The organism is Pseudomonas sp. TMW22090 (genome assembly GCF_022496665.1).
GTDB classification, from domain to species: domain Bacteria; phylum Pseudomonadota; class Gammaproteobacteria; order Pseudomonadales; family Pseudomonadaceae; genus Aquipseudomonas; species Aquipseudomonas gregormendelii.
In genome coordinates this window covers 461,081-470,930 of the sequence record NZ_SCFH01000005.1, presented here as the reverse complement: position 1 = coordinate 470,930, position 9,850 = coordinate 461,081, and the positions used below count along the sequence as shown (strand labels likewise).

Genomic DNA, 9,850 nt, shown 5'->3' with positions numbered 1-9,850 from the left:
CACGAAAAAAGACATGCGCGCAGCTAGTCCATCCCGCTAATGCGGAATGAGGCTCAATGTGGGACAGGAATCAAACGCGAGGCGGTCGCCAAACCCCGGACGAGGTCTTTACAGGTAAGGAATCGCTGAAGAATGAAATCACTTCGGGGCTGAATACGGATACAGGAGGCTTTAAGATCGAGACTTGCAGCATGCCGCCCGACTTGCATTCCTGGCCCGACTTACAAGGTTTGCCGTGTTCGGAAGGGCTTTTCATGTCGTTGCAGCAGTCCATCTCCATATCGTCCATCATCGCCATGCCCATCGTCTTCATTGGGCACGGTTCTGTCGGTGCCTGAACGCCCGCCATCCCGCTGAGGGGAAGCGCCAGGCTAATCATGAAGATGATGCAAAACCGCAGATAGCGTTTCATGGGCTGGAGTGTAGTCGTTGAGAACAGGCATCACAATTGGGTAAGAACCTTCAACAAGCCGCCACCAAATCTGAAGTAAGCAATGAAACCGGCGCCCAATTAAGTCAGGATTATCTCTGTGATCTTCCTGAACAAAATCCCGAAAAAATGGAGCCTGCCGTAATTGAGCAATCTGGGTTCATAGGTTGATGAGATTCGGTGAAATTGCGGGGGTACACCTCGTTCAAAGAGCGACAGTTCGATCTGGCCATGGCCGGTGTCAATCCGCTGAGCCACATCATGATGGCAATGGTCATGCTCTCCGTGGTGGTGATCCTCACCTTGCTCGAACTTGAACTTCTGCTCGCGACACCGTCTCGACGTTGGGCAATGGAGACTAAGCACCGCTGGAAACCTTCAAGCAAATCCTCCCCCCGCAATACTCCCCACCCCACTCACAGGGGTATTTCACCCAGATTTGGCTGTACTTCCACCCAGAGTTGCGTTCAGGGGGCGAGTAATCGTCCTGACGCCTGATTAAGGTGTACTTCAACTAAATGCAGCCTGTGCCCGTTTGCGGCTTACAGCCATCACACGGGACTTAGCTTACAAAAACTCCGTTTTCTGCATCCTCCCCTGTATAGGACAGGGCGGCACCTTACCGGAGGGTGAGGCGTTGCACTCAGTTTTCGCGGCCGCCCGGGATAAAAACCAACTCATAATAAAAAGGCCCCATCCATCGAGCCTTTTTACGCGTGATTAAAGAAAACTATACGTGTAGTTGAAAATTAGGCGAGTCTGGTCTTGGTCGGCAATGCTTTCACCGCTGCCACGGTAAGTACCGTGACGCACAGTGGCCCCGAAGCCTTTGAGCACACCTGTTTGGAATAAGTAGTCGACACGCATGTCGCGTTCCCACTCAGAGTAATCGCCGTTGCCACTCTTGTTCTTGATGTCGTCGCCGCTCAGATAGGCGATCGACGCTTTCAAGCCTGGCACGCCGAGGCGGGCGAAGTCATAGGAGTACTGGCCGAAAGTGGTGTTCTCACCAGCGCGGGCGAACTGGTTGACCATGCTGTCGGTGAAAAGGTAGAAGCTGGAACCACCAGCGCCTTCAGGGCGGTTGTTGCTGTCGCGTACGCTACCCTGGTTAAGCCAGACAAAACCTCCATCGTCGCCGACTTGCTGATGGCCCAGCAAGAACGCATGACCACCCAGGGTGTAGGTGAACATGGCGCTCCAGGTCTTGTTGGCGACCTCGCCAGTGTTCGTGGCAAAACCACCATTGTTGTCGAAGGCATAACCGGCTTGGCCGTTCTTGCCATCGGAGCGGCTGTCGAAGTAGCGCAGGTCGGTCTTGAACGATTGGTCAGTGCCGATAGGGAAGACGTGAACCAGGCCCAGGAAATTTTGCGTGTAGTAGTTTTCCAGGTTCGAGTAGTAGTACTGAAGGGTCAGGTCTTTGGTGACCTTCCAGTCTACACCGCCAAAACGAAACTGGTTGCTGTCCTGGGTACCACCGGAAACGGCAAGGCCGGTGCGGTTGCTCGAAGCACGACCATAGGCGTGCTCCATCTGGCCGGCAGTGATGGTCAGGTTGTCGATTTCCTTGGAGGTGACAATGCCACCATCAAAGGTTTGCGGCAGCAGGCGGCCGTCGTTCGCGACCAGGATCGGCAGGTTTGGCGCGAGGGCGCTGCCCAGGTGACCTTCAGTTTTGGAGATGCGTGCCTTGACGTTGCCGCCGATACGGTTCCACTCATCTACCGCCGAACCATCGGTGTCACTTGGGAAGAAGGTGTTGCTGTCCGGGTGGTGCCCCTTTCCGCCATCGAGGTGAATACCCCACAACGCTTGAGCGTCGAAACCGAAACCGATGGTACCTGGCGTAAAGCCGGACACGTAATCGAGCTTAAAGCCCTGGGCCGATTCGCGCTGGTCAGCACCGCCTTCACGGTTGTCTGCGTTAAAATACATGGTTCGGGAACTGAGCGCGGCTTTACTGTCTTCAATAAAGCCGGCAGCGCCGGCTTGCTGGGCCAATACCCCGGCGGCCACGGCAAGCGCCAAGCTGGATTTGTACATGTATTGCTCCTGTGGTTTCTAATTCTTGTGTTCAAAGGCCGGGGTCTTATTGCCGCCTGGCCGCTGATGCGCGATTAGCACTAGTGTCCTGTCTCGCAAATAAACTGTTACCTTTTGACGACTGCCTGTCGCCGCCATGCTGCGTTGCGACTCCTTGCCTGGCAGCAGGCAGTCGTCAAAAGGTAACCTATTTGCGAGGTAAGACAATAGAGTTGCCACGTATCGGCTGGGCGAAAATAAAAAAAGCAGATCAACATTACGAATTTGTAATTTTTTAGTCATGTCCCCGTTATCTCCAGATTGCCACGATATAAATCGGCAACCGTATGGGAGGGCAATTCGCTTCCTGTAGAAAATAAAATTAAGCCGATGAACGTTCTCGTTCTGCCGAACCTAAGGAGTGATGGATGAATAACAACACAAAATTTTCGATGGCCGCGTTGGCGATCGTTGTCAGTTCTGGCCCTTCCGTGGTATTTGCGGAGGAAAAGGCCGAAGGGTTTATAGAAGGCAGCAGCCTTACGGTTCTTAACCGAAACTACTACTTCAATCGTGATCACCGCAACGGTCAGTCGAGCGCGACAGGCAACGGTTATTCCGAAGCCTGGGCACACGCCATCATTAGTAAATTCGAGTCCGGATTTACTCAAGGCACCGTGGGTGTCGGCGTTGACGCGTTCGCCATGATCGGATTGAAACTCGACACGGGTGACGGTCGAAATGGTGGTCGTAGTTCGTTCGATGTACTTCCCGTCAACAGTGAAGGAAAGGCAAGTGACGATTACACCAAAGTGGGTGGCGCGGCAAAAGTTCGCGCCTTTGACACTGTAGTAAAGGTCGGTGACGTATTCCCATCTAACCCAGTTGTTGCCGCCGGTGACTCCAGACTTCTGCCAGAAAGCTTCACTGGTGTAACGGCGACCAACACCAGCTTTGACGGATTGACAGTTCAGGCGGGGCGCCTTCACGCTATGAGCCAGCCAACTTCCAGCAATATGCGCGACAACTTCGCGACATTCTATGCCGGGCCTGTTAACTCGCCGTGGGTCGGTTACTTTGGCGGTGACTACAATCTGAACAAGAACGTGGTTGTCAGCCTCTATTCCAGCCGTCTTAAAGACGCTTGGAATCAATATTATGCCGGCACGGGATTGAACTACTCGCTGTCGGATGAACTCTCCGTATTCGGCGGTGTGAACTACTACAAAGCCGTCGACGAAGGCAAAAAACTGCTGGGTGAGTTCAATAACAATATTTGGAGTGCTAAAGTCGGCGTGAAGTATGGCGCACACACTGTCGCACTGTCTCACCAACGAAATAATGGTAACGACGACTTCGACTACCTGCGCCAATCGGATTCCATTTTTCTTGATAACTCAATCCAGTACAGCGATTTCAACTCGCCTAAAGAACGTTCATGGATGGTTCGATACGACTTGGACATGACGACATATGGCGTGCCAGGGTTGTCGTTTATGACACGTTACGGCCGTGGCACCGATGCCGATTACTCGAACGCTAACGCGACCTACATGCGACGCGATGCAGACGGAAATCCGCTGACCGATCAGAAACGCTGGGAGCGCGACATTGAGGTGAAATACGTCGTTCAGACAGGTTCCTTGAAAGACATGTCTTTCCGCCTGCGCCAAGCGAACACTCGTGCAACCGCGTTTGAATCTGACCTGGATGAAGTACGTGTGATTGTTGAGTATCCATTAGCGATCCTGTGATATCGAACGGGATGACTCGTGCTGCGAGCGTCCCTTCCTCCGAAAAGTTACAGAAATGTCATTTTTCAATCATGTTCACGTTAGGTTACGTTTTTTATACTTATCGTGAGTTGATAGAATTCAAGCTAGCGCATCTGGCTGGGATTCTGTAGACAAGTAGCTAGTCTGTGAAAGTCTGAACTCAATGCTGTTCAGTTGTAATATCCGTTCACCTTTGGAAGCTCCTTTGCTCCTTTGGAAAAGGTGAATTTTTAAGACGTCCTCCGGGACGTCTTTTTTTGGCCTGTCAAAACTTGAGCAAATAAAAAACGCCCGACACCTTTAAAATAACGAAGTGGGTCGCGCGTTAATGATTCGTACGATAGCAGCGCAGCTATTAACCGCCTCGTTTACGGCAGTCTCCAGCGACCGTGTAAGTGATCGTATTTAGCTGTCCTTCGGAATCTTCATACGTCATTGCGGCGGGCACTACTGCGCAGACTTTCGCAGGGCGCACCACACTGATCACCTTCACCACATCCACCTTCATCCCGTACTCGTATTGCTTCGGTACAGGAGCGCTCTTTCCTTGGCTGATCGCGTATTGCTCCATAGCTTTAGTGTTGGCAGCCATCATTTTTTCAAAGGCCTTATCTCCTCCTCCCTCTGCAAATACGCTTGAAGAAATAGCTAAAACTCCGACGAAAGCGAAAATGCTCATAAATTTCATATTCTGTACCTCATCTAATAACAGTTACGAGAATATCAATCTAAACATTGCGGCGGCGTGGCACGAAAATTACAAGTATGTAATTAAGCCATCCAAAAAAAAACCCGCCATCAGTAACCTGGGACGGGCTTGTTCCAACCTGCGTAACTACATTTACTTTGCCTTCTCATTCTTTTCGTCACTTGACACCACCGGGGCATTCCTCCCTTCTCTGGCTACATATTTCTCCATTGCCAGATCCTTCGCCGCCATCATTTTTTCGAAGGTTCTGTCCCCGCCACCTTCCGCCAACGCAACCGAAGAAAAGACTAAAACACCTGCAAGAGCACATATTTGAGTAAGTTTCATTACTGACACCTCATATAGATAACGCTATTAGGGTATCAATCCGAACCTATCACCACGGTGGCATCGAGATTACAGATTCGTAATTTAACTCGCGTAAAAAAGCCCACTACCGAAATTCGGTAGCGGGCTTTAAAATCAAATAACTATACGGTTGCTGTTTTGTCTTCCTCGGCTTCATCCTCATCTCGACGGTGCGCCCAGTGATACAGCGCAGGCAGTATCAGCAGGGTCAACGCAGTTGAAGACAGGATGCCTCCGATCACAACGGTAGCTAATGGCCGCTGGACTTCCGCCCCGGTTCCAGTAGCGAGTGCCATGGGAATAAAGCCCAGGGAGGCTACCAGTGCTGTCATTAACACTGGGCGTAACCGTGTAAGTGCCCCTTCATTGATCGCGGAACTCAACGAATATCCCTCCTCTCGAAGATTGCGGATGAACGCAATCATCACGAGACCGTTCAGCACCGCCACCCCCGATAACGCGATGAAACCAACTCCCGCTGAAATCGACAGCGGGATATCGCGTAGCCACAAAGCCATCACTCCGCCCGTTAACGCAAAGGGAATCCCCGTGAATACCAACAGGCCATCCTTGAGATTGTTGAACATCATGAACAGTAGGGCGAATACCAGGAGCAGGGCTACCGGGACGACAATCTGTAAGCGTTTGGCGGCTGATTGGAGTTGCTCGAACTGCCCACCCCAGTTTATCCAATAGCCGGCCGGGATTTGCACCTGCTGATCAATGACGCTGCTGGCTTCCTGTACAAATGAGCCGATATCCCGTCCACGCACGTTGGCGCTCACAATTACCAGACGCTTACCGTTTTCACGACTGACCTGGTTCGGCCCCAGCACCAGATCCAGGGTTGCCACCTCTGAGAGCGCAATGAAAGCGATCTGATCGGCGTTGCCGTTAAGCAGCGCCGGCACCGGAATCAGCAGCGTTGCCAATTCCTCGAGGTCTTTGCGCATGGCGTCGGATAAACGCACCACCATGTCGAAGCGACGGTCTCCTTCGTACATAGTGCCGGCCTGGCGGCCACCAACCGCCACCGCAATGGTGTCTTGTACGTCGCCAACATTCAGACCGTAACGTGCGGCTTTGTCACGATCGATGTTGATGGTCAGCACCGGCAGCCCCGTTGTCTGCTCGACTTTGACCTCGGAAGCACCATCGACTTTCTGCATGGACGCGGCAATTTTCGCGGCTGTGCTGTTCAGCACAGCCATGTCATCACCGAATACCTTGACTGCCACATCACTGCGCACGCCTGATATCAGCTCGTTGAACCGTAACTGAATAGGCTGTGAAAGCTCATAGTTGCTACCGGGCATAGCGGCCGTGGCTTTTTGGATATCGGCGATCAAAGTCTCTCGGGATTTATTGGGATCAGGCCATTGAGCCTTGGGCTTGAGCATCACGTAGCTATCAGAGATGTTGGGCGGCATTGGATCTGAGGCGATCTCTGCGGTACCTGTACGAGCGAACATCCGCTCAACTTCGGGCACCTTTGCCATCACCAGTTTTTCGAGACTCTGCTGCATTTCTACCGATTGTGTCAGGCTGGTACCCGGTACGCGCAATGCTTGCAGGGCAAAATCTCCTTCGCTGAGGCTCGGCACAAACTCACTGCCCATTCGACTGGCAACAACGCCGCACACCGCGATGACGCCGAGTGCCATGGCGAATGCCAGCGACCGATGCCCCATGACCCAGTCAAGCGCGGGCGCATAGACCCGGCGTGCCCCTCGCATGACCGCGTTCTCCTCTTCCTTGACCTTGCCAGTTACGAACATGGCAATTGCCGCAGGCACAAAGGTAACGGACAGCAGCATGGCACCGAGCAAAGCAATCACCACGGTAAATGCCATGGGGTGGAACATCTTCCCCTCAACGCCGGTCAGGGCAAAAATCGGCAGGTAAACGACCATGATGATCAACTGACCAAAAATCAGCGGTCGGCGGGCTTCCTTGGCTGCTGCAAACACTTCGTGAAAGCGTTCGGAGCGGGTGAGGATGCGCCCGTGGTGTTGCTGTGCATGGGCCAGACGTCGGATGGCATTTTCGACAATCACCACCGCGCCATCGACAATAATGCCGAAGTCCAGAGCCCCAAGACTCATCAGATTGGCGCTGACCTTGTTGGTGAACATGCCGGTGAATGTGAATAGCATAGCGAGCGGGATCACCATGGCAGTAATCAGCGCGGCGCGAATATTGCCAAGGAACAGAAACAGAATCGCGATCACCAGGATCGCACCTTCAATCAAGTTCTTTTTAACCGTGGCAATCGCCTTGTCCACCAAATTGGTACGGTCATAGACGGTGATCGCCACCACCCCTTTAGGCAACGAACGATTGATCTGCTCCAGCTTTACGGCAACGGCCTGAGACACGGTTCGGCTGTTTTCGCCGATCAGCATGAACACCGTGCCGAGTACAACTTCACGACCATTTTCCGTAGCCGCGCCAGTTCGCAACTCACGTCCAATATCCACGGTCGCGACGTTTTTTATGCGGATTGGTGTGCCGTCGACATTGGCCATCACAATGTTGGCGATATCGTCGGTAGTCGCCACTTGGCCAGGCGCACGAATAAGCAGTTGTTCACCGTTGTGTTCAATGTAGCCGGCGCCGACGTTGGCGTTGTTTCGTTCCAGCGCTGTCACAAGGTCGGTAAGCGTCAGCTTATAAGCCGCTAAACGTTTCGGATCGGGAGCAATCTGATACTCCTTGGCGAACCCGCCAATGGTGTTGATTTCTGCAACACCCGGAACGTTGCGCAACTGGGGTTTGATAATCCAGTCCTGAATCACCCTAAGGTCGGTTGGCGTGTAGGGGCTGCCGTCCTCCTTGACGGCACCTTCTTCGGCCTCGACCGTCCAAAGGAAAATTTCACCCAGACCGGTAGAGATCGGCCCCATGACGGCTTCCACCCCCTCGGGAAGTTGCTCCTTGGCCACCTGCAAACGCTCGTTGACCAATTGCCGGGCGAAGAATAAGTCGGTGCCTTCTTTGAAGATCACCGTGACTTGCGACAGACCCGAGCGTGAGAGGGAACGTGTCTGCTCAAGAGCTGGCAAACCAGCCATCGCAGTTTCGATGGGGAAAGTGATGCGCTGCTCTGTTTCGAGTGGTGAGAAACCTGCGGCGCCTGTATTGATCTGTACCTGGACATTGGTGATGTCGGGTACGGCGTCGATCGGCAGCTTCTGGTAGCTGGCTATACCGAGGCCGGCCATGAGAAAAACCGCGAGCAGCACGATGATGCGCTGCTCGATGGCAAATTGGATCAGGCGTTCGAACATGAGAACCTTCTCGTGGAAGTGGCGGATCAGTGGGCGTGTGTAGCCGAGGCTTTACCCAGTTCTGATTTCAGAATGAAGCTGCCGGTAGCAGCAACTTGAACACCGGGCTCCAAGCCCCCGGTAATTTCGACCAGACCCGCCGCACGACTACCCACTTCAACCGGCTTCGCCTGAAATCCGTCATCGGTGCGAACGAAAACGGTTGGTTTGTCCTCGACCGTCTGAACGGCCGTTTCCGGCACTGCGACTCTCGCCTCTCGGGTATCGGTCTCAACCAGCACGGTCACAAATAACCCCGGACGCCAGGCGCCTTGTGGGTTGGCAAGGGTCACGCGGACTGTTGCAGTGCGGGTCTGCTCACCCAGCAAGCTTCCGACGTAAGCCACGGTTCCAGTAACTTCGGCGTTCAACTCCGGCGCACTGACCGTGACTGCCTTGCCCACCAGCACCTTGTTCAAATCCTTAGGGGAAACGCCGAAAGTTACCCATACACGCGACAAATCTGAGAGGGTGAAGGCATTGGTGGTTTCGCTGACAACCTCACCGATACCCAGATGTTTTTCGACCACGACGCCGTCGAACGGCGCACGTAACTCATATCGATTACCGCCGCTGGCCACCGAGCTACCACTGAGGACACTGATTTTTTGTCGAGCATTACTCATAGCGATTTCGGCTTCTTGCAATGCCTGTCGGGCCTGAAGAAAATCCTGCTCGGCGGAGATTTTGTCCTGCCATAACTGGCGCTCACGCTCGTAGGTGGTGCGCGCTAACTCCAAACGGCGTTGCGCAGCGGCTTGCTCGCTACGCTGGTCAGATATTTGTTGGCTGGCGATCACGGCTAATAGCTGACCTTTTTTTACTGGTTGGCCGAGATTGACATTGACCGACTCGACGACACCGGATACCCGGGGCACCACATGTGCAGTGCGGTCTTCATCGAAACGGACTTCTCCAGGAAAGGGCAATGAGAGGCTGATGCGCAGTGCCTTCGCTTCGACCAACTGAATACCAGCCGAGTTGATCTGCTCGTCGCTCAGTGTCAGATGACCTTCTTCCGCCTCGCCTTCGGCATGCTCGCCCTCAGCTGACTCCTTTGCGGCACCCTCGTTGCCGTGTTCGTCGTGACCGTCGTGGCCCTGTTCTTCTTGCGCCTGAGCCCCAGTGGACGGTGCCGAAGAGCTACCCATCCAGAGGGAACCGATTCCAATGCCCACCGTCAGGGTCAGTGCGGTGACAAGGATTAGTTTTTTATCCATGGAGACTCCCTGCG

At 53.5% G+C, this 9,850-nt stretch carries 9 protein-coding genes and 1 pseudogene; 2 read left to right on the top strand and 8 right to left on the bottom strand.

Features of this window, described 5'->3' with window-relative positions; all coding sequences use genetic code 11:
* Window positions 1–70: 70 nt before the first annotated feature.
* On the bottom strand, window positions 71–412 hold the full coding sequence (locus tag EQV97_RS17190; protein WP_240889327.1) for a hypothetical protein: 342 nt from the start codon (window positions 410–412) through the stop codon (window positions 71–73).
* Between the two features lie 36 nt (window positions 413–448).
* Between EQV97_RS17190 and EQV97_RS17185 the strand changes: the two genes are divergently transcribed.
* Window positions 449–601, top strand: a complete 153-nt coding sequence (locus EQV97_RS17185; protein WP_240889347.1) for a hypothetical protein — start codon at window positions 449–451, stop codon at window positions 599–601.
* Between the two features lie 12 nt (window positions 602–613).
* Here the strand turns inward: EQV97_RS17185 and EQV97_RS17180 are convergent.
* The 3 genes and pseudogenes from EQV97_RS17180 to EQV97_RS17170 all read right to left on the bottom strand — a co-directional run.
* Window positions 614–757: pseudogene (locus tag EQV97_RS17180) on the bottom strand (nickel/cobalt efflux protein RcnA); the annotation flags it as partial.
* Between the two features lie 393 nt (window positions 758–1,150).
* Entirely contained in the window at window positions 1,151–2,476 is a 1,326-nt protein-coding gene (locus EQV97_RS17175) for an OprD family outer membrane porin (protein WP_240889326.1), read from the bottom strand.
* Window positions 2,477–2,494: 18 nt separating this feature from the next.
* Window positions 2,495–2,758: a hypothetical protein gene (locus EQV97_RS17170; RefSeq protein WP_240889325.1), complete on the bottom strand. Its 264-nt coding sequence runs from the start codon at window positions 2,756–2,758 to the stop codon at window positions 2,495–2,497.
* A 125-nt stretch (window positions 2,759–2,883) separates the two neighbouring features.
* Here EQV97_RS17170 and EQV97_RS17165 point away from each other — a divergent pair, with 125 nt between their 5' ends.
* Window positions 2,884–4,209, top strand: coding sequence for an OprD family porin (locus EQV97_RS17165; protein WP_240889324.1), 1,326 nt, complete (start codon window positions 2,884–2,886; stop codon window positions 4,207–4,209).
* A gap of 376 nt (window positions 4,210–4,585) precedes the next feature.
* On the opposite strand, the gene EQV97_RS17160 is transcribed toward EQV97_RS17165, so the two are convergent.
* The 4 genes from EQV97_RS17160 to EQV97_RS17145 form a co-directional block, all read right to left on the bottom strand.
* Complete coding sequence (locus EQV97_RS17160) at window positions 4,586–4,918, bottom strand: DUF2790 domain-containing protein (protein ID WP_240889323.1); 333 nt, start codon at window positions 4,916–4,918, stop codon at window positions 4,586–4,588.
* Window positions 4,919–5,071: 153 nt separating this feature from the next.
* Complete coding sequence (locus EQV97_RS17155) at window positions 5,072–5,266, bottom strand: co-regulatory protein PtrA N-terminal domain-containing protein (protein WP_240889322.1); 195 nt, start codon at window positions 5,264–5,266, stop codon at window positions 5,072–5,074.
* Between the two features lie 143 nt (window positions 5,267–5,409).
* Window positions 5,410–8,577 carry a CusA/CzcA family heavy metal efflux RND transporter gene (locus tag EQV97_RS17150; RefSeq protein ID WP_240889321.1) on the bottom strand — a complete coding sequence of 1,056 codons (3,168 nt, stop codon included), beginning with the start codon at window positions 8,575–8,577 and terminating at the stop codon, window positions 5,410–5,412.
* A 26-nt stretch (window positions 8,578–8,603) separates the two neighbouring features.
* The gene (locus tag EQV97_RS17145) at window positions 8,604–9,836 is read right to left on the bottom strand and encodes an efflux RND transporter periplasmic adaptor subunit (protein WP_240889320.1); all 1,233 of its coding nucleotides are present in this window, start codon (window positions 9,834–9,836) and stop codon (window positions 8,604–8,606) included.
* Between the last annotated feature and the right edge of the window lie 14 nt (window positions 9,837–9,850).

Coding starts and splice junctions, on each gene's coding strand:
- EQV97_RS17190 (WP_240889327.1), bottom strand. CDS start 412: ATGAAACGCTATCTGCGGTTTTGCATCATCTTCATGATTAGCCTGGCG.
- EQV97_RS17175 (WP_240889326.1), bottom strand. CDS start 2,476: ATGTACAAATCCAGCTTGGCGCTTGCCGTGGCCGCCGGGGTATTGGCC.
- EQV97_RS17170 (WP_240889325.1), bottom strand. CDS start 2,758: ATGACTAAAAAATTACAAATTCGTAATGTTGATCTGCTTTTTTTATTT.
- EQV97_RS17165 (WP_240889324.1), top strand. CDS start 2,884: ATGAATAACAACACAAAATTTTCGATGGCCGCGTTGGCGATCGTTGTC.
- EQV97_RS17160 (WP_240889323.1), bottom strand. CDS start 4,918: ATGAAATTTATGAGCATTTTCGCTTTCGTCGGAGTTTTAGCTATTTCT.
- EQV97_RS17155 (WP_240889322.1), bottom strand. CDS start 5,266: ATGAAACTTACTCAAATATGTGCTCTTGCAGGTGTTTTAGTCTTTTCT.
- EQV97_RS17150 (WP_240889321.1), bottom strand. CDS start 8,577: ATGTTCGAACGCCTGATCCAATTTGCCATCGAGCAGCGCATCATCGTG.
- EQV97_RS17145 (WP_240889320.1), bottom strand. CDS start 9,836: ATGGATAAAAAACTAATCCTTGTCACCGCACTGACCCTGACGGTGGGC.